We start from the raw sequence: 23,369 nt of genomic DNA, 5'->3' as shown, positions 1-23,369 counted from the left end.
AATACTCCTGTTAAACAGTAGGTTCAATCTGGCTCAATGCCAGATCAAGAATAGAAATGGCGCGCGCGAGGTCAGCGCGGCTGATAGTCAGTGGCGGAGAAAGTTGGATCACATTGCCCTGCGACACCTTGAAACTGAGCCCCAGCGTCAGACAGCGATAGAGCAATTGTTCCGCTTCCCCGGTTGCCCGCTCACGGCTCAGGTGATCACGCACTAGGTCAAGAGCCCACAATAGGCCAGTACCTCGCACCTGGCCGATCAACGGATAGCGTCGAGCCAATTTGGCCAACTCATCCGCCATAAAGCGGCCATCATGCTGTACCTTGGCTAAAAGCCGCTCATCACGGATCACCTCAATAGTCGCCAACGCCGCTGCGCAACCGATAGGGCTTTTCTCATGGGTGTAATGACCAAGCGAGATAGCCGCCGCCTGATTGAAGCGATCCCGGGTAATCAGAGCAGCAAAAGGAACAATACCGCCACCTAACCCTTTGCCAAGGCAGATGATGTCTGGCTCGATACCAAACTGTTCGAAACTGAACCAGTGGCCGGTACGCCCTAGTGCATTAGGGATCTCATCAGCGATCAACAACACACCGTGTCGGTCGCAGATTTCGCGGATACGCTGCCAATAGGCTTTGGATGGCACCTGTACATCAGTATTACGGATTGGTTCAGCAATAAAGGCACCGATCCCCCCCTCTTTTTCGATCACATACTCAAGGTAATCGGCATAGTGCAGATCTTCACCCTCACCGCGATACCAAACCCCGCGATAACGGGTCGGTGGTGGGATGCGTTCAACTCCCGCTAACAAGGGCCCCATACCAGCGCGAAAACAAGCCTCACCGCCAACAGAGATGGCGTCAAGAGAAGCCCCATGAAAAGAATCCCATAAAGAAACCACCTTGCTGTTACCCGTAATAAAACGGGCCAACTTAAGGGCTATGCCGACCACTTCGCTGCCACCGGGCGCAAATAACACCCGGTTAAGATCGCCAGGTGCCAAGTTGGCCAAGGTACGGGCACACTTGATGGCAACAGAATGGGTATAACGTCTCGGTGCAAACGGCAGCGACGTCAACTGCTGCTGCACCCGTGCCACAACCTTCGGGTGACCGTGCCCAAGTTGATGTACGCTATTACCATGAAAATCAAGGTACTGCTTGCCAGACTGGCTGGTGAGATAAGTCCCTTCGGCCCTGGCCAACACATCCAGGCACGGGGTCGACAGCGCCTGATGAAGAAAATATCGGCTATCTTCCGCCAGATCCTCTCGAATAGCCTCACTCTGCTCGGCCCACCAATGCTCCCTTGTCACGCTTCGGTTGATGTCCCCTTCAGTGTCTGCCAGCCCACCACCGGGTAGCGCTGTATGCTGTCTCATCGGCTACCTTCCAACCAGTAGCAAGCCTGCTTCATTGCAACCAGCAACTGCTGAATTTGTTGCAGCGTGACATTGCCGATATTACCGATACGAAAACACTCAGTCTGCGAAACCTTGCCGGGATAGATCACAAATCCCCGCGCCTTAAGGCATTGATAAAAATTGGCAAAACGATATTCTGGATTAGCCGGGGAGTAAAAGGCGGTGATGATAGGCGATTGCCATTGCGCGGGTAATAACGGCGTAAAACCAAGAGATTGCATCCCTTCCACCAGCGCACGCTGATTTTCCTGGTAACGTTGGTGGCGAGCAGTGATTCCCCCCTCGTCATCCAATTCGCGCAACGCCTGAGCAAAGGCCAGCACGGTGTGAGTTGGGGAGGTAAAACGCCATTTCCCTTCCTGCTGCTCCATGGTCTGCCATTGGGCGTGAAGATCAAGCGATACCGAACGTGCTTGACCCGCACAGGCCGCTAAAGCCGTGCGGCGGGCAATAACGAAACCAAATCCCGGTACCCCCTGAATACACTTGTTGGCAGAGCTGATAAGAAATTCAATACCAAGGCGCCCGATATCAAAAGGAATACCACCGAAGCTGCTCATCGCATCCACAATCAGACGAATGCCTCGCTGTTGACAGAAGGCAGCCACGTCTTCCAGTGGATTGAGCATGCCGGTGGTGGTTTCACAATGAACCATTGCCAGATGGCTGATTTCAGGGTGCTTAATCAGCAGTTCTTCCAGATCCTGTATTTCCGGGCGAGCCGTTTCTTCACAATCCAGCACATGATGGTTCAGACCCAGGCAGTGTGCCATCTCAACCATGCGTGCACCGTAGGCACCATTATTGACAATCAGCAGGCAATCAGCAGGCCGCAGTGCCGAACCCAGTACGCTTTCCACTACATAGCTGCCACTCCCCTGCAGCAAAACAGCGCTGTAATCGGCGGCAAACTCCTCAGTTGTCGCAAGGCGCACCAATTCGCGGCGAATGGGCTCCACGACGCCCAGATTATAGTCGGTGTCCCAGGTGCAACTGTCTTGCAACATGGCAGAACGCACGGAAACCGTGGTCGACAGAGGCCCGGGAGTCAATAACAGATAATCAACACAGGCAGATACAGCAGGAATATGGGTCATAATGACTCTCTTTTGGTATATACCAGAACAGTGTCATTGTGAGTAAATTGCCACGTAACGTCAAAGGATGTCCCTATCGTGCAACAAAAAATTCATATTCATCCTCAATTATGGGGTAATCTGTTTCCCTCATCGTGCCGACAGAGACTGGTCTGTACCAAAATAAAGGATCATTATGACAAAACCACAATACCTGCAAATCAAGGATGCTCTGATCACCCAGATCAAGGCAGGGGGTTTGACCGCACATGACAAACTTCCCTCCGAACGGTTGTTGGGGGAGCTGTATGGCACTACCCGGGTCACCATCCGTGAAGCATTGGTCCAGTTAGAGGCCAACGGGCTTATTTATCGGCAAGATCGCCGTGGCTGGTTTGTGACGCCCCCGCGTTTTCGTCTTAATCCGCGACGTACTTCCAATTTTCACCAGATAGTCTCTGAACAAGGGGGCAAACCACGCACCGAGCTATTGGAAAAAAGCCGGATCGCCGTCCCTCCTGCTTTACTGTCACGGTTATCGCTCAAGACATTTGACAGCGTATTTCTGCTCAAGCGACTGCGCTTTGCTAACGATCGGGCGATCTGTTACTGCGAAAACTACTGCCTTCCCAAACGCGTTCCCGGTCTGCTCGATCTTGACCTCAATGGCAGCCTGACCGAACTTTACCAAAGCCATTACGGGCTCCATTACGCTCGCATGCAGGTCACCTTTTATCCCACTGCACTGCCGGACGAGGTTGCCAGTCAATTGCGCGCCACTGCCGGGTTACCTGCACTACGCCTGGAACGTCTCAACTTCGATCAGCATGGTCAGGTACTCGATTTCGATCTCGAATACTGGCGTCACGATAGCCTTGAAATTGACGTGGACACTCAGGATTAGGGCCGATTGGGGTAGGTGCTAAACTCATCAAGTTGTTATGTTTTCATCACAAAAATGTCACAATAATCTCCTAGCCTTTCTCCAGCACAATCTGGTTTATACCAACCTCACTGGAGAAAAAATGAAACAGGGAACCTCCTTGCTTATCACCGCCCTGCTGGCCACCATCGCCGTACCCGCACTGGCCAACACCGATCTGACCGTTTACACCGCTTTCGAACCCGAACAACTTGCCGAGTTGAAAAATGCCTTCGAGCGCCAACACCGCGATATCAACATCAAGTGGGTGAGGGATTCCACTGGTGTGATCACGGCACGGCTGCTGGCTGAAAAAAACCAGCCCAAAGCCGACGTGGTGTGGGGGCTGGCTGCGACCAGTCTGATGCAACTGGATCAGCAACAGATGCTGGCAGGCTACGCCCCTAAAGGGCTGGATAAACTGGACAGCCGTTTTCGCGACGACAAGGCCCAACCCCACTGGATTGGGCTGGACGCTTTTTTCAGTGCTATTTGCTTTAACACAGTAGAAGCTGAAAAACAGGGTATCCCGGCTCCAACCCATTGGTCCGACCTCACCAAGCCTATCTACAAGGGTAAAGTGATCATGCCAAACCCCACCTCTTCTGGCACCGGGTTCCTCAGCGTGGCTGGCTGGTTGCAAACCATGGGGGAACAGCAAGGCTGGCAGTTTATGAACAAACTGCACCAGAATATCGATCGTTACACCCATTCGGGTTCTGCACCTTGCAAACTGGCTGCCAGCGGCGAAACGGTGATCGGTATTTCATTTGATTTCCCTGCTGCGAGCCTTAAGGCCAAAGGGGCTCCTATCGAAGTGATATTCCCCAGCGAAGGTTCGGGTTGGGATATGGAAGCGGCGGCTATCATCAAGGGCACCAAAAAGCTCGACGCCGCTCGGCAATTGCTTGATTTTGCAGCAACTGAACAGGCAAACACCCTGTATAACAAGTCGTTTGCTGTCGTCGCCATCCCACAAGTGGCAAAAACCCGGGCCGGTTATCCAACTGATATCAACAGTCAGATGATCAAGAATGATTTTGCCTGGGCTGCCCGCGAGCGCAACAATATCTTGACCCAGTGGGCCAGCAGCTTCAATGGAAAATCAGAAGCTAAACAATAAGTTGCTTATTTGCTGCAGAGGCTGAGCGCCATCAGCCTTTGCTTTTTGTCTCTGGCAGTACTCGTCACCAAACCGTCATGTTCTATTCATCTGTTCGTCACCCCTTAACGCTATTTTGGTATAGACCAACAAGCAGCGAGTTTGACTATGAGCCAGCCCTATCTGGATATCAAACATCTTAATAAACACTTTGGGGCCTTTCAGGCTCTCAAAGATATCTCTCTGAGCATCGAACAAGGCGAGTTTATCTGTTTTCTTGGCCCTTCAGGGTGCGGCAAGACCACCCTGTTACGGGCTATTGCCGGGCTTGATCTGCCAGACAGCGGCCAGATCTGGCAAGGAGGACACGATATTTCACAACTCCCTCCGCAGAGACGGGATTTTGGTATCGTATTTCAATCCTATGCCCTGTTCCCCAATCTGACGGTTGCAGAGAATATTGCTTTCGGTCTGCAAAACCAGGGGATCAATAATAAGGCACTCAAAGAGCGGGTTGAGCATTGGCTGAATTTGATCGGCCTTAGTGCGCAATCTCACCAGTATCCGAGCCAGATCTCCGGTGGCCAACAGCAGCGAGTTGCCTTGGCCAGAGCATTGGCCCTGTCCCCTGGATTACTGCTGCTCGACGAACCGCTAAGCGCTCTTGATGCGCTGGTGCGTACCCATCTGCGCAGCGAGATCCGCGCCCTGCAACAGCGCTTGGGCATTACTACGATTATGGTTACCCACGATCAGGAAGAAGCACTCACCATAGCTGACCGCATCGCGGTCATGGAACACGGCACCATCGTGCAAATTGGCACACCACAGGAGATCTACCACCATCCTGCCAGCCGCTTTGTCGCCAGTTTTGTTGGTAATATGAATTTTCTCGATACTCTGGTGCTGAATGCACACCAGGTGCGGCTTGACCAACACCCACTGCAGCTGGCCAATCAGGCAGCCACAGGCAGTACACTGCAAGTGGCTATCCGCCCCGAAGCGATCAGCCTTGCCTCGCCGGAACAGCCAGGATTACCGGCAAGGATCGAACAGGTGGAGTTTCTCGGCTCCGCCCAACGCCTGATTTGCATTGCAGAAACAGTGATGGGCCCCCAGCGATTGCTGGTACAACTCTCCAACGACGCAGGCCAAGACTGGCGCAGCGGCATGGCCTGTTCCCTGCTGTGGCCCAACAACGCCATGCAACTGTTTTATGGGGAAGCCGCATGACACATTTGCCCCAAACAATGACAGCACGTTATTCAATCTGGCAGCGGTTGGGTGGCAACTGGAGCCTGGATAAGCGTATCCAGTTAGCACTTCTGTTGCTTGGGATCGCGCTGTTCGTCGGTGGATTATTGCTCCCGGTACTCAGCATGTTGCAAAAAAGCCTTCAGGACAGTGAGGGGGCCTGGGTCGGTTTCGCTAACTTCCGCGATTATCTTTCCGCCCCCTCGCTGGGACGCACCATCGGTAATACGCTTTGGCTTGGTTTTCTTGTCACACTGTTGGTGATCACCATTGCTTTTGGTTATGCCTACGCCCTCACTCGCACCCAGATGCGCGGTAAATCGCTGTTTCGATTAATTGCTCTGCTTCCCTTGCTGATGCCGTCGCTGCTGCCTGCCATCAGCCTGGTTTACTGGTTTGGTAACCAAGGGATCGCCAAAGGATTATTGGGCAATCAGACGGTCTATGGCCCAATCGGTATCGCGCTCGGCCTCGGCTTCTGGTGTTTTCCCCACGCCCTGATGATCCTGATCACGTCCCTAAGCCACAGTGATGCTCGTCACTATGAAGCCGCCAGGGTGCTCGGCAGCCCCGCCTGGCGTACCTTTTTCATCGTCACATTGCCAGGTGCCCGCTATGGCCTGCTCAGCGCCGCCATTGCCGTCTTCACGCTCACGATTTGTGACTTTGGCGTAGCCAAGGTGATCGGGGGGCAGTACAGCGTGCTGGCAACGGATATTTATATCCAGGTGGTAGGGATGCAAAACTTCTCTCTGGGAGCGGTGACCAGCGTGGTTTTGCTGCTGCCCGCTCTGCTCAGTTTTGCCCTGGAACAACGGGTACGCAGTAAAATGCAGGAACAGAACAACAGCCGGGCGATCCCCTACCAACCGGCTCCCCATCGGTTACGGGATCTGCTGGCTCTGTTGTGGTGTAGTCTGTGGGCCCTGCTGTTTCTGGCGCTGGTTGGGATGGCCATCTACGGTTCACTGGTGCAATTCTGGCCTTATAAGCTCACCCTGACGCTGGATCACTATGCTTTCAGCAGTAACAGCGTTTACGGTTGGCTACCCTTTATCAATACGCTAAAACTGGGTGCGCTAACTGCCACCGGCGGTACGGCCATCATCGTGATCATCGCGTGGGTGCAAGAAAAAGGGCATCACTTTGCTCTGTTGCGCCAGTTGATACACCTGCTTGCCATGCTCTCGTTAGCAGTCCCCGGCATTGTGTTGGGCCTGGGTTACATTTTCTTTTTCAACCGCCCCGACAGCCTGCTTGGCAGCCTTTACGGCACCTTACCGCTGATGGCACTTTCTTGCGTAATCCACTACTACACGGTGGGCCATATGACGGCGCTGACCAGCCTGAAACAGTTACCCAAAGAGCTGGAACTGGTTGCTATCTCCCTGCGGATTTCACAGTTCAAGACGTTCTGGCGCATCACGCTGCCAGCCTCGCTGCCCGCGTTGTTGGAGATTTTTATCTATCTGTTCGTCAACGCGATGACCACAACATCGGCGGTGATTTTCCTCTACTCAAGCGACAGTGTACTGGCCTCAATTGCGGTGCTTAACATGGAGGATTCTGGAGACACCGCTGCTGCTGCTGCCATGGCTACGTTGATCCTGCTGACCGCCGCCAACGTCAAACTGATTCAGCTTGGTCTCAGCCGCACTCTATTGAGAAAAACCCAGCGTTGGCGCCACGGATAATCATTTGCGGGAGACGTTATTCTTTGACTGTCTCCCGCTGACATCTCGCCTTCATAAATGTTCGTCACATTAGCAGAGTCATTATTGGACTAGGCCACTATATATTCGCCTTTTTATCCGGAGTATTCAGTGTTGAAACCGTTATTCGCTTCTATATTAACCAGCGCCATTCTGCTCAATTTCCCGGCCGCTTTCGCAGCAGAAACATCCGTAGCGGCCCTTGAGAGAGCAACAAAAGTGGAAGGCCAGATCAACAGCGTGGGTATGCCTGACACTTGGGCTAACTGGAAAGACACCTGGTCGGATTTGAGTACTCAGTATGGTATTAAGCACGGTGATATCGTGTACTGGCACAAAATATAGAGCTGTATGTCGATGTATTAAACGGTTCAACTGAAACATTCTATCTAGATGGCACCGCTATTGGGCTACGGTTGGACCTGTTAACATTACGTGAGGTTGCATGAATCTGGCGCTATTTGATCTCGATGAAACGTTAATAAACGGGGACTGCTCCAGTCTATGGTCGTCGTTTATGGTAGAGCATGGCTGGGTGCACGACCCACAGGCATTTCTTCAGCGGGAAGCCGAACTGATGAGTGACTATGCGCAAGGCAAAATGAATATGCAGGACTATATGCATTTGACGTTGGCACCACTTAAAGGTCGTTCGCAGGACAATGTCAGCAAAATGGTTAAACGCTATATCGAGGAGATTATCAGCCCGCGTATTTATGCTGATGCCAGAGCATGTATTGCCAGACATCGTGCTCGTGGCGACAGAACCATGATCGTCTCCGCATCAGGAGAGCACTTGGTATCACCCATTGCTCGTTATTTGGAAGTAGACGATGCACTGGCCATTGGCGTCGAATTAGATAATGAAATCTACACCGGCTTGACTCAGGGCGTAATGACTTACCGTGAAGGTAAAGTGACTCGCCTGTTGATGCAACTGGGCAACGATGCCTCAATATTACAACGCGCCAGCTTTTACTCCGATTCTTACAACGATCTGCCGCTTTTGTCGCAGGTAGGCACCCCTTGTGTGGTGAATCCTGATGCTGCTTTACTGCAACATGCCAGGGCAGCAGGATGGCCTATTTATCGCTGGGGCTGCGGAAAGTGTGATTAAGAGCCTATCTGAATAGGTGTTTATTCCACACAATAAGCCCATATTCACAGTAGTATCCGCGTATCGCCGGGCTTTCTCATCTCAGTGTCGAAGTGAAGCAGACCCGGTAGTCGTCGGTTTTATTCAGCGTAACAATACGGGAGCGTTGAAAATCCAGGCCACCGCCACGATATCATGTAGGCTACCTACCGGTCTCCACCTCGGGATAGATAGCCCCACATGGTTACTCTACAAAACCTGTTTTATCACTCAGGTTGCTCACCTCATGCTGTTCAAGATTAATCATAAAGTGATCGCTGGGTGGTAATGAGGTACCCAACTTGCGCAGGATGGTAAACAGAGCACCAAAACGGTTCTGAAATACCTGGCTGACGCTATTTTCATCCAGCACTTTCTTATCAGCAAAATGAATGGTGACCTGGGTATTGGCCAAGGCATCCGCCAGTACGCTGTATTGACCGATACGCTCAGGCGTGATGTCGTCCAATGCCAGATCCCCGGCGTTAGCCAAGCGATAAAAATCGGTGGCCAGATCAAATCCGCTCCATGAAGCAAAATCATCCAGCTTGAGGTGGTTTGCTTTCGCTAACGACGCAGCCTTGGTCTGCGCACGTTCCCAGTCTGCGGTAATCGTTTCGGCCGTTGCGCTGAGAGGCGCTTGAGGCGAAGCAGTCGTGCACTTGGCAAGTGTTGTCACCGGTGACAATGCCGGGTTAGCTTGCAATTGGGCCAAGGTCACTTCTGTATCCAGTTGAGAGAGGATCAGCATATCGCGGCCACTCATACTGAACAGCATTTCGCGCATTTCACAGGGCCATTCGCTAGGTAAAAACCGCAGGCGGGTCAGTTCAGAGAGATAGATATTGTTAAATTCATGGTAATCCTTGGCGGCAAGGATGTCTGCATTCCATAACTTCGCCGAACCTTGAGCGGCCAAGTGCTGATGCTCCATCTGATAATGCTCAAACAGCTCATCGAAACGCGGAACCTGACTCAAGCGCACGGTTTCCACCTCTATGGCACTTTCGCTGGTAAGCGTCAGCAGTTTATAGGCAGGAACATAAGCCGCCATCGACGGTGCCTGAATATTCACCAGAAAACCATCGTCGTACTTTCGCACACCGGTATCATTAAAATGCATGTGCCCCCCGACGTGGACCTTAATCCCCGCCTGTGCCAATGCATGCGCGGTGTCCTCTGCGGGCCGACGCGCCATCTGGAAGCTGCCGGTGCCAAACAGTGCCTCAATATCGTCAGATGCCCCGTTGTAAAATTCGGTCATCGGGAAATGGCTGAAGGTGATCAACTGTTTATTCTGCTCTTTTGCACGCTGTGTCACAGTTTTGATCCACTCAATCACGTGAGTTTTGTGCGTCAACATGCGGTTATACCCCGCATTGCCTGAGCCACTAAAGTTTTTGGGATTGGCGGGGTCTGCGTCACTGGCTGAGGACGTGGGAATATAAACATTGGCATCAATCGCCAACAGCCACACACCGGGGATAGGTTCTACCAGATAGCTGGCATCCGGGACCTGTAAACAGTGGGTGTAACCACTTTTCTTATAGCTGCCGCCGGTACCCTCGGCACAAATTTCATATTGCCGATACTGCCAATCGGCCTGCTGGCGTGCGGTATCAAGTTGGTAGGCCGCGGTCGAATAGTTGCTGTAAGGGGTTTCCCAATAAAGATAGGAAGCTTTGGGCATAAACCCGTGGTCGGCCAGCGCGGCGGTCACCCCTTTATACCCCAACTCGCGGATATCCTCCGTACAGACGGTAGGTAGTTCATATCCTGCATCAATAATCGCCCAGGCCTCGCTGTAACCTTGGCATTCAGCAGCGCCCTTGCTGTAGATGCGTTGTTCTTTACCCTCTTCACCGAGAAAATCGCTTTTCCCTCCGGGGCGCTCAAACGGCACATTCGGATCGTGATTGCCCGGAGCGGCGAAAAATTCGATGCCATAGCGCTGTGAATACTCGTCCAGCACTTTTTTCAGCCCACGCATATGGATCGGCTGACCATCATCACTGAAATCACCTGGAAGCGCGATCAACTTGATGCCACGCTGTGCCGCGTCGTCCAACGCCGCCAAAAAGGCAAAATAGTTCTCATTAAATAATCGGGTTGATGTCAGTTGCGCATACATGGTGCGGATCATCGCTGGCTGCCCGCTTTTACCGTTCATCAGGCCAGCAAAGGCGTTACCTTCGAAAGTGCCGTAAACATCATGGAAATGCACATCAGGCATAAACGCCACGGTTACCGGACTCTTATCTGATGGGAGATCAGTGATGGGTTTTTCTGTTACCTGATTCTCTGTTGGGGAGGACGGCAGCACCCGCTCGCTGTTGCTGTCGGTATCACCACACCCCACCAGAAGTAAGGCTGAGATAAAGATCGCGCCAGTTGACAACACTTTTTTCACAAGAAACTCCATGTAAATGAAACAAAATTTCGAGCGATCGTAAGCTTTCAACATGTCAGAAAAATGATCGACACAAACATGTCGTTAAAATAAACAAGGTGGGCAATGCCGTGGCTCAATCAGTGGAGTCAACGGCTATTCGGTCACAAGCCGAATAGCGTTATTGAAGCCTTTTACTTCTCTCTCTGATAAAGAGGGTTCCCTTCTCCCAGGATGTATTTGTTGCGCAAAATCGAAGATATCTTATCCATGATCATCACTACTACTAACAACATCAGGGTGATAAACATCACACCCCACAGTTCCACAAGCGCATATTTTCGGCATACACCAGGCCGATCCCTCCAGCACCGCAGCTGAGCGGGTATTGGATTCTATCTGATACAAACTCAGCGTCAGAAAGGTTGGAGTATCCTGTGCATTCGCGCCTTCCGAATACATGGCGAACTTACTGCATTATTGTCGGTAGTTTTTCTGCACAAGTAATAAAAGGGAGAGGAAAATCATTACCGGGAATGACGATTCTGTCGTTCCTGAAATGTGAAAGTAGGCAGATAGATGCGCACGCATCGCACAAAAAATGATCTTTTTCAGGCGGATACTGAAATCAGAAAAGCATATAACTTTGAACAGTAAACATAATGACTAGAGGGATATGTTAATGAAACGACAAGATAAAGACACACTGAAGAATTTTGATTTTCTGGCGCGTAGTTTTGCCCGCATGCACGCATTGGGCCAGCCAGTTGATATCGATTCCGTGACCGGCAATATGAATGATGAACAGCAAGCATGGTTCCGGGGGCGATACGAACACTACCGAAAGCAGGCTGAGCGGGCGAGGGTAATAGAATAGCGGTAATGTTGACGGACAACGGACATTAACGACTTGTTGCGTTGTTCAGGCTCTGAGGTATTAGGGCCAATTATCTACCACGAGCTTGCCTCTGACACGACAGAACCGCTTCGGTAATCCTAGAGACTACACTATGACTTAAAAAGGAGATCCTTATGTCATCAAATCGCTACCCGCCTAAGTTACGCGAACGCACAGTAAGAATGCTTCTGGAGCAGCGCAGTGAATACAAATCAGAACACGCCGCTTTCAAGTCCATCGCCCCTAAAATTGGCTGTAATACCGACACGCTCAGAGCCTGGGTCCGCCAGCATGAAAGCAATTTTGGAACCAGTGCCAGTGATAGCAACCTTACCATCAGTGAGCGCCAGCGTTTAAACGAATTGGAGCGTGAAGTTTGTGAGCTTCGGCACAGCAACGATATTCTGCGCCAAACATCAGCTTATTTTGCGCAGGCGGAATTCGACCGCTACTGGAAAAGATAATGCCGTTAATACACAACCTTAGCGCTAAGTATGGGGTCGAATCGGTATCATCGACGATGGAAACCCCACTGGTTTTGGATACACTAGAGCAGGCCTTGTAGGCCAGAAGACCTGGCAGTGGCGTTATCCAACATAATGATTGCGGCTCCCAATACGTCTCTCTGGCGTACACACAGCGGTTGAAAGAGGCGGAAGTAATGGCGTCAGTGCGTAGCGCGGGTGACTCATACGATAATGTACTGGCCAAAAGTATCAATAGGTTATACAAAGCAGAAGTGACCCACCGACAAAGCTGGAAAAACAGGCAGGACGTTGAGTTGGCCACATTGGACAGGGTTTACGGGTTTAATAACCGTCGGCTGCTGGCATGTGCCACCGGTTGAGGCAAAAAAAGCGTATTATGCATCGGTGAACATAAGGTGCTGCAACCTGAATTCACGGATTAAACACTCACCAAGAAAGCCGGGACGGTTCAAGGAAAAAATTCTGACATACTTGGAGAGCAGGCATAGATATGACCTCTTGGAATTGCTTGCACAAATCAGTTGATCGAAAAACTCTATGCCTATCTTTTTTAGCTGCACATGACTGAGGAATTATTCAGCAGCCTAGCTGGGTTTTCTGTAGACCGCAAGCCACAATGCGTTACGTGGTAGTATCCTCAAAAGCTTAACTGACAAGCATGTATTGGGAGTGCAGGATGTCCGAGTCATCTTGGTGTATTAGAACTGATAAACTAAACCAATAGCCACTACGTTGTCAGTATTAATACCCGTTGCCATAGTGAAATCATTATCATCTAGCAGGTTTATTTTGTAATCAACATAGGTCGACATATTTTTGTTGAAGTGGTAGGTGGCACCTATATCAACATATTTCATCAAGTCTTGATTACTGTAACCGCGTTCAATGTCCTTACCTTTAGACTGCAAGTAAGCCAAGGAAGGACGAAGGCCAAAGTCGAACTGATACTGTGCTACTACTTCAAAATTCTGTGCCTTATTAGCATAGCCATAGGCAGTGCTTTTACTGCTGCCGAAACGAGTCGCATTATAAGACTGGGTATACATCGCTGCCAAGTATACGTTGTTAGCATCATATTTCAGGCCACCACTGTATGCCTCAGCTCTGTCGCCACGGCCCAAAATTGAAGAGTTACCATTCTGGTCGTTGGTGCGGTCAGAGATAAAAAATGCGCTAGCCGCACTTATGCCATAGCCCAGACCGTATGAAATAGACATGCCGTAACCATTACCGTTCTGACCTAGAACATCACGGCTATTGTTGGTTTCTTCGGCATTGCCATTTTTACCTTGAAATTGCATGGCAAAATCCAGGCTATCAACCAGACCAAAGAAGTTACTGTTACGATAGGTCAAAACACCGTTCGTACGTTGGAACAAAAAGTTGTCTGCCCCATAGGTGTCACCTCCGAATTCAGGCAGTACGTCGGTCCATGAACCAATATCGTACATAACGCCGTAGTTACGACCGTAATCCAGTGAACCGTAGTCACCGAATTTCAGACCAGCGAAACCAACACGCGTGAAAGCATCATTTTCATTTTCTGTCCTATTCAACTGAACTTGATATTCCCATTCGCCATAACCAATCAATTGCTCGTTAATTTGCGTCTCACCACGCAAACCAAAACGCATGTAAGACTGATCGCCATCTTGGCTACTATTGTCGGAGAAATAATGGAGACCATCGATTTTTCCAAACAAATGTAATTTATTACCGTCTTTGTTGTAGATTTCTGCTGCACCAGCAGTGCCAATCGTCATGACAATAGGAACAATCTTGCAAAACACACGTAATTTCATCACAAAAATCCTCTTGGTTTATATAAAGCAACAACTAACCCTTGGAAATTATTAACCCAAGCATAGGTTCATTACCATACTGGCAACGACAATCACGTTACACCACCAAATGGAAATGACAAATAGCATAAAGATATATTACTTAAGTTATTAAATTTTTATAATCATAAATGCTAGTAAGGTCACATAAATTAATGCCCACATAAAAATATAGCATTAAATAACAAATTTATTATTTAATTCATGCAATTCAATTACATATGATTATTTCAATCACAAATAAGCACGTTAAGTTAAAAATGAGATTGAGAATGGAGATATACTTCCCTGGCTATCATTTATTACCTCCATTGTTTTACTTATCGACCTATATGGTCGATTTTTTTAGCTATAAACCACCTCTTTAGATGGCCTGTGCATCATTACCGTCATTTTTTGTCCGCGGACGAAGGGTTTTACATACTGAGGACTGATGATCTTTACTTTATGCCCTAGATTCTCAAACTCACGCTGCCAGTGAAATTCCCCAGTGGATGCTTCGCTCCCAATCAGACAGGCCGAAATATTAGCTACTGTCTGGCGTAATTCTTTTCGGCCAGTGCGTTTCGTATAAATCTGTTTGCCAGCCTGGTTTAATTCGCAGAGCTGAAAAACGTTGCAAGTGGGTGAAGCAATGGCGATAGTCAAAGCGCTAAACCGGATGACGTTGTTGGGTATGCCGCAAGCCGCCAACTTGCATAACAGGAGTGCCAGCGAAAGCCATCCTGTCAGTTAACTCTGATTTATTCAACAAAGCCCCGCCTGACTGCTCGATGTTGCGTGAATCAAACTCGACGTTAGTTCCGACAACAATATTTACTAGAGATCCTTATGTTGATATACCTTATTTATCCGAATTAGTTAGATGATAGCTTTGAGGTTATATGTTAAAATGCTCAGTAAAATGAGATAGATTGGTGATGGAAATTAAGTAACAATGGGAAATAAACTAAACTCTTGGTTAGATGTTTGTCGGGCCTGCGCCATACTGTTAGTTCTTCTGTCTCATGGAAGAATTTTTTTAACACCAGCTTTCCCAGAAGCTCAACTTTTAAAGTTTGGTGGTTTCTTAGGAGTCGAGTTGTTTTTTGTTTTATCCGGTTTCTTGATTGGCAGAATACTTTTTGAAAAAATGAACAATGCCAATTCTGCAACCTCTTGGGTTATGGGCTTTTGGGGTAGACGCTGGATGCGGACTTACCCAAGTTATGTGCTCTTTGTAATATTGAATATTTTAATTATCACGACTATTAGACCGGATATTTTTCCAAACCTGTTTAGTTTCTTGACGTTCACTCAGAGCTTATTGACACCGCATCCTTCATTTTTCGGCGAAGCATGGAGCCTGGCGGTAGAGGAAGTTTTCTATTTCGTGACTCCAGTATTGCTATCGCTATTATATATCATAACTAAAAATAAGAAATTTTCTATTGCAGTTACTATTTTACTCCTTATATCTATCCCTTTAGCATTACGCATTCACGCATCAATATTCACATCGATGACATTCAATGAAATAAGATCAACCGCATTGTATAGGGTTGATTCCATAATGATCGGGGTAATATCCGTCATTCTATTTAATAAGTATGGCACTAATACACTAACAAAAATCGGTGTATTACTTATTCCTCTATGCGTATATATTGCATCAATGCCTGACTCGTTTATGGACAAAAGCATGACACTGAAAATATTTCTATTCCCGATGGCTAACTTAGGATTCGCCTGCTTAATTTGTTCATGGTATTACGTAAACATAAACTCATCGATTATGCGTTATTTATCGAAAGTTGCCAGATGGTCTTATGCTGCATATCTAACAAACCTCCCGGTATTATGCTCCATAGGTTATTTTTTAAAACGCCCGGAATCATTGACAGAATGTTTATTTCAATGGACTTTATTCATCTCTATCACTTTATTTAGCGCATGGTTTGTATACTCAGTATTTGAAAGAAAAGTTCTCTCATTGCGAGATAAATTTATTCCAAGATAAAAGGAACTATTGTCCCCGCATCCAATTAATTAAAAAATCGCAGAAGGCTACTTCGTGAAAATAATAAGCACTTAGAACTACCAGTATAATGGCCTATTGCTACTGTAGCATATAGATTACTTTCAACATCACTCTGACCGCCTATGGTGCTGATGGAGTCAGCGATATCAGTTCTGACTCTTCAAGCGTGATACTTACTGTATCATGGGCTAGAGCAATCTTTACCTTGACATATTCGGCTTTTACCTTTTCTGCTACCCGTCCATGTCTTATTTCTCGGAAATAGTTAGGTGATAGGTTTGTGGCGTTATGTTAGAATACTTCACAAGATGAAAAAGGCTGGTATGGAAATTAATAATGACGTATAAAACAGCGAGTCAAATAATAAGTAGAGACGGAAACAACCTGGATCTAATCAGGCTACTAGCCTCTATTTCAGTCATTATATATCACTCTTTTGCCTTGAATCCTCAATGGGGGCTTATTGACCCAATAAAAAATACATTTGGTTATGTAACTACTGGGGGGTTGGCAGTAAAGATATTCTTTTTTATTAGCGGTATTTTGGTTGCAAATAGTTTAATAACTAGAAAATCAATTTATCATTTTATTGTATCTCGCTTCTTGAGAATATTTCCAGGCCTTCTGTTTGTTCTTTTTATTAGTTCGTTTTTAATCGGCCCCGTTCTTAGCACACTCCCCTTTCGAGATTATATTTCATCAGGCGAGGTTTATAGCTATTTCTTCAACAATATAATTCTTGACACCAGGTACTTTTTACCTGGAGTGTTAGAGAGCAACAAATATGGAGTTAATGGTTCACTATGGACTATACGATATGAAGTCATTGCTTATATCGTATTACTGGCGTTATTTTTAACCGGAGTCAATAAAAACAAAATAATATCATCACTGGTTTGCGCAATAATTATTGTGGAACCGATAAGCCCGTTGAAAGGATACTTATTTGCCTCATCTGATAACAATGCAATTTATTTACTCGCACCTTGCTTTGCCTTAGGCGTTTTAATTGCCATAAATAAAGACTCTTACAAGGCAACAATGTTATTGCCAGTTATACTATTTGCATCTCAGTTCTTATTTTCAGACAACAGCATCAGATCCCTGTTAATCTGTTTTTCTGCCTGTCTTTTTTCTTTTAGCCTTTCCTCTCTGTCTATTGTAAAGAAAATAAAAATTAATAACGATATTTCATACGGTGTTTATTTATGGGGTTTTCCTATACAGCAGATTTATTCACAATATCTTGAACTGAGTTTCATCGCCAACGTTATCCTATCCATCGTTACCGCCATGATTATCGCATTAATCTCATGGCTGCGCATTGAAAAGCCATCGATAATTTTAGGTAAGAAAATAACAAAAGGCTTTATCCCACCCTATATGACGGATAGTTTCCATAAAAAACGCACAGAAAATCAAGAAAAATGACAAAAAATAACAACATCATGATATTAAAGTACTAAGAACGCTAGCTAGCGTTCTCGTTCATACTCCATTAATCTTACCCACGCCGTCATGATAAATGTTATAAAAATATTTTCTTCAATGAGAAGATGAACTTTGGCTTTATAACGCAGATCTTTTACGCTTCTTTATTCTTAATCCTAACAATGGTATTCAGTGAGGCTAATTACAAATTTGTTGAGGTGCCAGAATGTTGTCGCAATCCTCTTCGCTCCGTAGTACTGCGTGCCAACAGAGCAAAAGAAGACAGCGTGCAGGGAAGGTTTCTGGCAGGGTATTTTTTACTTTCCGGTGTTGCGCCAGCCAGGGGCGATGCCGCTGACGGGCAGATCGTGGGCCTGCAAGGTGTCAAACCTCAGCAACGAATCCATCCGCTGGAAACGTTGCTGATACAGACACGTCAACGCCGTTAATAATGCCCCTCCAAAATCGGAGATTCTACGATGTCATCAATATATGAAACGCTCGCCTTGCAACTCGTTTCACTTGGATAACAACCGGTTAAAACGAATATTTCACCCCCAACATCACCGCCTTATTGTCATATCCCTTCTGGCCAATCTGGTCTGTCAGGTTTCCCCAAACTGTTAAATTTTTATTTAACTTACCTTCAGCACCAACCTGCACTTCGACCAAATGGCGATTACCCGTCTGTTGTAACGTAGTTCCATTCAGAGTGACCCCTGACATGTGGCTATTGGCGATGTAATTAAGAGCAGCATAGGTGGTGAAGAGGTTGCTACCGGTTTTATCACCCGCTACCTGTGTATCATTGGAGAATTTCACCCCGACACGGGATTGTAGATTGTAACTGCGACTTTGTTGTACCCGGGTACCGTTGGCCTCGGTAAAATCGTTCATTTTCACACCGTTGAGGGTTAACTGAGCTTGTGGCGTGATATACCCCGTGTTATCAGCGAGTTGATAAACCTGCACCGGATACCCCCCCTCCACAGAGGCGCTAATACCACGCAACCGTTGATCCTCTCCCTCCTCTGCCTGCCCCTTGATGGAACTGTTGAACCAGGAGTATTGCAGCCAATCATGTAGGTAAGGGCTATTGCGCTTATTCGCATACTGATACCAAGTGCTATATACCCCAAGAGAATAACCATTTAAACGGTTGTCAGAACGATACTGGCTTTCCCGCGAGTCTGAGCTGCCATTGCTCTGGCCGTATCCCGCCATAACCCCCACAGAAAAATCATCCTCTCCCGTCAGTTGGCCTTTAAACACCTCCCCTCCCAGTTGTACAACATAGTTATTACTGCTGTTGGAAAGCTGGCCGGAGGCATCGTTAAACTTAGTGCGCGATCCCAACTGACGTAGCCATAGGCTGCTTTCACCATCATTAAGAGTGGGTTTTATGTCATCTAGGCGAGTATTGAACAAATTATTGGCGGCAGAAATGTTGGCTATATAACTGCCCGCTTCTGGACGATAGGTATCTTTGGCCGGATCTTCATAGTTAGAGCGCAAATACCAGTTACCATCGCTAGGATCGGCTGGAGTTCCTTTGTAAAGGAAGTAATCCAGCGCCCCCGCCACTGCACGGCCATTTAATGTAAAATTACCCGCAGAAGCGCCTCCCACCTGAATGATTTCAATACCTTTGATATTTTCCGCCCCTTGACCGCCGATGTTATTCACCGTCACCAGACTATTGCCAGAGGTGCTACCGGTGATTACCAGTCTATCCGTATTAGAGGCATCATCCCCTAACACCGTATCAAAAGTGATATTGCCGTTATTGCCAACATAGTTGCCATTAATAGTTAAATCCGCATAATCTGCCGCCGTGGCATTACGCCCGACATTGATATTGCCCGCATTGGTCACATTCCCCATCACTTGGCCGTCACCGGCCAAGGTACCATTCTCCTCAACCTCTACGTCACTGTTCAAAACAGCTTGGGATATCCCACTGGCAGCAAAGGTACTGACCTGCAGATTAGCGGGTATAACAGGAATAGTGCTCAGCAATAACCGGCCTGCTCTGACGATTGTGCTGTTGGCACTCACCAAATTATTGGCTATTTGCAGCGTGCCGCTGCCTTCCTTAATCACCGAGCCATTGCCGCTGACTGGAGTTTCAAACTGCCAGAAGGTGTCGGGATCCAGAACCAAACTCCCCTCATTGACCACGGTGGCAGAACCCAAATTCTCGCTGGCCCCGGCTTGTAGTGTTGTACCCACTTGCGTGATAAAAGTGCCGGTGTACAGGCTGTTATTCCCCGTCAGCCGAACATCGGCTGCATTGGTCAGGTAAGTTTGCCCTGCACCATCTAGCCCATTGGCAAGATCCCCCACCGCATTTACCATCGTCAGGTTGCCATCCAGGGCGATCGCTCCCTGCCCCAAGGCTGCAGTTTGAGCCAGCTCCGCATTGGCCGCAGCGTGGATGTGCGTCGTGCCAAGGTAGTCTGGGCTGTTGCTGGTCAACTTAAGAGTGCCCGCGTCCAGTATCAAATCACCCGTGCCGCTCATCACGCCGTCAACTTGCCCGCCATTTTTCACCGTCAGGCTGCCATTGTTGAGTTTCAAAGTACTACTACTGTCTGTATTTAATGCCCCAACCGTTTGGGTATGGGAATTTAAATCCACGCTGGCACCGGCGTTAATGGCAAGATTTGCCGTGTCACCCAAGGCTGAATCCACCGCAAGTTGCAGAATACCGGAACGAACCAGCGTATCCCCGGTGTAATCATTGTTGCCGTTAGACAAGGTAATGATGGTGCCATCATTGGGAGAAGCAATCGCCAAGTCACCACTACCAGTGACTTTGGCATTGAGGTTATTATGCAGCGTACCGTTATTGGCCAGCGTGCCCTGCAATACCAACGCTTCGGTGCCGCTGGTCAGCAATTCAAGCTGTTTCAAGCCGTAGTTAACATATAAGCCATCCTGGTCAACCCCAGTGCTGAGCCCATATTTAAAGGTTCCCATTGCTGCCACAGTCGTGTCATTAGGATTGGTTATGCCTTGCTGATAAGTCTTCACAATCGGGACATCGTTACCATCAGTCAGCGTAAGTTCATCGCCGCTTCCTTTGGCTACACCTTGTGCCAATTCCACAATAATCACTCCGGTGTCCAAATCCAGGGTATTCAATCCCTTGATACTTGGCGACAAATTTTGCGGCAGATTCACACTCACCGAACCGCCAGAGCGGGTATCGATGGTTGACGCTACAATAGTGCCCTCGCTGGTGACCACACCGTTGCTTTCCGTGAGATTGGCGTAGGTTAATAACCCTCCATTCATCACCAAGCCGCCTATGGATTGGTTCCCATCACCGACCATGGTGTTACTGCCATCTCCCAAATTCAGTGTCGCCCGTGTTAACGCACTGGTATTGAGGTCAGAAAGATCAAACAGGGTATTTTGCAGCTTCACATTGCCAGCAAAAGCCCCACCCACCGCAGCCCCAAAGTGAAATGCTGTGTTGCTGGTATCGATATTCACATCACCTAAACCAATCAGCGCATGGTTGAAGGTGAAAGGAGCACTGGTGTTAATATTGAGATCGCTGCCATCATCCGCCACATTCAGGGTGACGGCACTGTTTAGGAGAGTATTACTGCCGATAATCAAGGTGGATCCATTAGCAATATTCACCATGCCGCTGAAATTAAGGGCATTGCTATTATTGCTCAGGTCGATATGGCTCTCTTCCAGGCTCCAGTCCCCGGCACCACTCAGCGCATTATTCAATGAACTTAATGCGCCGTTGGCATAATTACTGAGCAGCAAGTTGCTGCCTCCGGCAATCGCCACCGAGCCATTTCCCAGATTCAGGCCCTGCGTCACCGTCAGGAGACTGCTGCCCACCAGATCATACTGCCCAAAGAAGTTGCTGTTATCCCCAATCAGCGACATCTCTGCACCATTACTGACCGCGACTATGGAACCCACTACTCCGGTTAACGCGTTGGCTACCAACCCGTGAACCCCATTGAATACCAGTTCTGAGCTACCCGTGGTCAAATTCACCATCGCAGCTTGCGCCCCCAAATTATTGGCACTGGTAACCGTTAAACGGCTATCCGCCGCAATCCTATGGGAACCCGTGAAGGTGTTAACCCCACCTAATTGCACATCTGCCAGGGTGTTGACAGTGCCGCTACCGCTTAGCGGGTTGGCAAAACTGCCATCACGAGCAAGATTCAGGCTCCCTTCCACATTCACTTCACTGCTGCCCAGCGTACCGGCACCGTTCAGTTCCAGTACTGCCCCGTTATCAATCTCAGTATTGCCAGCCAAATCACCGTTGGCACCGCTGACGGTGAAGGTGCCTTGCTGAAGATGTAGCAAACCGTTACCGATCAACCCCCCAGTACTGGTGGACGTACCGCCTGAGGTCAGCGCCAGCGTCCCCGTTCCCAGATCCATGATGCCCATATTCGTTAACACACCACTTGTCAGTGTGCTGCCACCTAACAGTATCGCCCCGTTATTAATCAAGCTTTGCACACTCTGGTTGTAGCCGTTGAGATTGAAGCGACTGCCACCGTTAACCGCCAGCAAAGACGTGTTGCCTAAGGCACTATTGCCCCCGAGCAGGACGTCCCCCCCCCTAATCGTGGTCGTACCGGTGTAGCTGTTGCCGCTGTTGGAGATAGTCAATGCAGCCTTAGTGCCGTCCAGCGCCAGACCACCACTGCCGAAGACGTTGACCGACAGGTTGGTGTTCGAGCCCGCCACCCCGTCGGTGGCTATCACCAGCGCATTTGGGCCATCCTCAATCAGTTGCAGGGCCGTGAGGGCATAACTCATGTACAGGCCCGCACCATTGCGCCCAATATTGCTCAAACCATAATCATAAATACCGTCTGCTACATGCACACCACTTTGGTCAATCTGGTAGGCAGTATCCTGCCCGACCGCATTACCATTAATCTGCAAGGCTAAACGGCTGGCCCCCGTAGCCGTATTGGCGCTCACCAGTTGAATACCATTATTGGCAGAGATCTGATTCAACAATGAACCATTAGGAGGCGTATTATCAATGGTGATATTCCCCAAGACATTCACAATGCCGCTGCTGGCCGTAAAATGATCCGTGGTAATCATACCGTCCGACTGCTGACCTGGGATCGCGGCATAAAACTTCAACGTACCGCCATTCACAGCAACATTACCCACCGCTTCGCTGCTGCTTACCCCGCTGTTGCCTACGGTGGTACTACTTCCCGCATTGAGCGCCAGCGTTGCTTGCGTTAACGCCGCGGTGTTGGTGCCGGACAGGTCAAACAGAGTGTCCTGTAAATTCACGTTACCGGCAAAGCTGTTGCCTACCGCCGCGCCAAAGTTGAACGCCGCATTATTGGTGCTGACGTTCACGTCCCCGGTCCCCAGCAGCGCATTGTTGAAGGTCAATGCCCCGCTGCTGCTCAGGTTCAGCGCACTGCTGCCATCCGCCACGTTCATCACCGTGGCATTGTTAAGCACCGTGCCACTGTCGAGGGTCAGGCTGCTGCCACCGGTGAGATTCACCGTGCCGCTGAAACCCTGGGCATGATTGCTGTTGCTCAGGTCAAGATGGCTCGCGCTCAGCGTCCAGTCTCCACTCCCGCTCAGCCTGTTGTTCAACGTGCTCAACAGGCCACCGGCGTAGGTGGTAAACAGCAGCGTGC

General features: G+C 48.7%; 15 protein-coding genes, 4 pseudogenes and 1 other annotated feature. Of the genes and pseudogenes, 12 read left to right on the top strand and 7 right to left on the bottom strand.

Annotated elements, in window-relative coordinates; translation table 11 throughout:
- Positions 1-10 precede the first annotated feature (10 nt).
- The gene (locus tag BMI79_RS00095; RefSeq protein ID WP_076939813.1) at positions 11-1,387 is read right to left on the bottom strand and encodes an aspartate aminotransferase family protein; all 1,377 of its coding nucleotides are present in this window, start codon (positions 1,385-1,387) and stop codon (positions 11-13) included.
- Positions 1,384-2,526 carry a 2-aminoethylphosphonate--pyruvate transaminase gene (gene phnW / locus BMI79_RS00090; protein WP_076939812.1) on the bottom strand — a complete coding sequence of 381 codons (1,143 nt, stop codon included), beginning with the start codon at positions 2,524-2,526 and terminating at the stop codon, positions 1,384-1,386. Before phnW ends, BMI79_RS00095 begins: the two co-directional genes overlap by 4 nt.
- A 175-nt stretch (positions 2,527-2,701) precedes the next feature.
- On the opposite strand from phnW, the gene phnR reads away from it, so the two are divergent.
- From phnR to BMI79_RS00060, 6 genes and pseudogenes are all read left to right on the top strand, one after another.
- The gene (phnR, locus tag BMI79_RS00085) at positions 2,702-3,409 is read left to right on the top strand and encodes a phosphonate utilization transcriptional regulator PhnR (protein ID WP_076939811.1); all 708 of its coding nucleotides are present in this window, start codon (positions 2,702-2,704) and stop codon (positions 3,407-3,409) included.
- Between the two features lie 121 nt (positions 3,410-3,530).
- Positions 3,531-4,550 (top strand): putative 2-aminoethylphosphonate ABC transporter substrate-binding protein, encoded by a 1,020-nt coding sequence (locus BMI79_RS00080; protein ID WP_076939810.1) that lies wholly within the window; start codon positions 3,531-3,533, stop codon positions 4,548-4,550.
- A 147-nt stretch (positions 4,551-4,697) separates the two neighbouring features.
- The gene (locus tag BMI79_RS00075; RefSeq protein ID WP_076939809.1) at positions 4,698-5,762 is read left to right on the top strand and encodes a putative 2-aminoethylphosphonate ABC transporter ATP-binding protein; all 1,065 of its coding nucleotides are present in this window, start codon (positions 4,698-4,700) and stop codon (positions 5,760-5,762) included.
- Positions 5,759-7,477, top strand: a complete 1,719-nt coding sequence (locus BMI79_RS00070) for a putative 2-aminoethylphosphonate ABC transporter permease subunit (protein WP_076939808.1) — start codon at positions 5,759-5,761, stop codon at positions 7,475-7,477. The genes BMI79_RS00075 and BMI79_RS00070 overlap by 4 nt, the downstream gene beginning before the upstream one ends.
- 132 nt (positions 7,478-7,609) lie before the next feature.
- A pseudogene (locus BMI79_RS00065) lies at positions 7,610-7,816 on the top strand (ABC transporter substrate-binding protein); the annotation flags it as partial.
- Between the two features lie 124 nt (positions 7,817-7,940).
- Positions 7,941-8,612, top strand: a complete 672-nt coding sequence (locus BMI79_RS00060) for an HAD family hydrolase (protein ID WP_076939807.1) — start codon at positions 7,941-7,943, stop codon at positions 8,610-8,612.
- Between the two features lie 223 nt (positions 8,613-8,835).
- Here the strand turns inward: BMI79_RS00060 and BMI79_RS00055 are convergent, their stop codons facing one another.
- Together BMI79_RS00055 and BMI79_RS00050 are read right to left on the bottom strand one after the other, a co-directional pair.
- On the bottom strand, positions 8,836-11,040 hold the full coding sequence (locus tag BMI79_RS00055) for a metallophosphoesterase family protein (RefSeq protein WP_076939806.1): 2,205 nt from the start codon (positions 11,038-11,040) through the stop codon (positions 8,836-8,838).
- A 173-nt stretch (positions 11,041-11,213) separates the two neighbouring features.
- Positions 11,214-11,457: pseudogene (locus BMI79_RS00050) on the bottom strand (PhnE/PtxC family ABC transporter permease); the annotation flags it as partial.
- 244 nt (positions 11,458-11,701) lie between these two features.
- On the opposite strand from BMI79_RS00050, the gene BMI79_RS00045 reads away from it, so the two are divergent.
- The 3 genes and pseudogenes from BMI79_RS00045 to BMI79_RS24505 form a co-directional block, all read left to right on the top strand.
- On the top strand, positions 11,702-11,896 hold the full coding sequence (locus BMI79_RS00045; RefSeq protein WP_076939805.1) for a glycogen synthesis protein GlgS: 195 nt from the start codon (positions 11,702-11,704) through the stop codon (positions 11,894-11,896).
- Positions 11,897-12,051: 155 nt separating this feature from the next.
- Positions 12,052-12,381, top strand: coding sequence for a transposase (locus tag BMI79_RS24510; RefSeq protein ID WP_076939804.1), 330 nt, complete (start codon positions 12,052-12,054; stop codon positions 12,379-12,381).
- Positions 12,336-12,449: a sequence feature (AL1L pseudoknot), on the top strand. It overlaps the preceding gene by 46 nt.
- Positions 12,435-12,743 (top strand): annotated as a pseudogene (locus BMI79_RS24505) (hypothetical protein); the annotation flags it as partial. It overlaps the preceding feature by 15 nt.
- Positions 12,744-13,103: 360 nt before the next feature.
- Here the strand turns inward: BMI79_RS24505 and ompC are convergent.
- Both ompC and BMI79_RS00025 read right to left on the bottom strand, forming a co-directional pair.
- Complete coding sequence (gene ompC, locus BMI79_RS00030) at positions 13,104-14,207, bottom strand: porin OmpC (RefSeq protein WP_076939803.1); 1,104 nt, start codon at positions 14,205-14,207, stop codon at positions 13,104-13,106.
- A 406-nt stretch (positions 14,208-14,613) separates the two neighbouring features.
- Positions 14,614-14,894: pseudogene (locus BMI79_RS00025) on the bottom strand (hypothetical protein); the annotation flags it as partial.
- A gap of 289 nt (positions 14,895-15,183) precedes the next feature.
- Here BMI79_RS00025 and BMI79_RS00020 point away from each other — a divergent pair.
- From BMI79_RS00020 to BMI79_RS00010, 3 genes are all read left to right on the top strand, one after another.
- Positions 15,184-16,245, top strand: coding sequence for an acyltransferase family protein (locus BMI79_RS00020; protein ID WP_076939801.1), 1,062 nt, complete (start codon positions 15,184-15,186; stop codon positions 16,243-16,245).
- Between the two features lie 357 nt (positions 16,246-16,602).
- Positions 16,603-17,697, top strand: coding sequence for an acyltransferase family protein (locus BMI79_RS00015; protein WP_076939800.1), 1,095 nt, complete (start codon positions 16,603-16,605; stop codon positions 17,695-17,697).
- Positions 17,698-17,822: 125 nt separating this feature from the next.
- Positions 17,823-18,146: a hypothetical protein gene (locus BMI79_RS00010; protein WP_076939799.1), complete on the top strand. Its 324-nt coding sequence runs from the start codon at positions 17,823-17,825 to the stop codon at positions 18,144-18,146.
- Between the two features lie 88 nt (positions 18,147-18,234).
- Here BMI79_RS00010 and BMI79_RS00005 read toward each other — a convergent pair.
- The coding region (locus BMI79_RS00005; protein WP_076939798.1) for an autotransporter outer membrane beta-barrel domain-containing protein at positions 18,235-23,369 on the bottom strand (5,135 nt) is incomplete at its 5' end.

The sequence above is a fragment of the Serratia oryzae genome (assembly GCF_001976145.1).
Taxonomy (GTDB): domain Bacteria; phylum Pseudomonadota; class Gammaproteobacteria; order Enterobacterales; family Enterobacteriaceae; genus Chania; species Chania oryzae.
The sequence above is the reverse complement of the archived record's forward strand: the minus strand, read 5'-3'. Positions and strand labels throughout refer to the sequence as shown.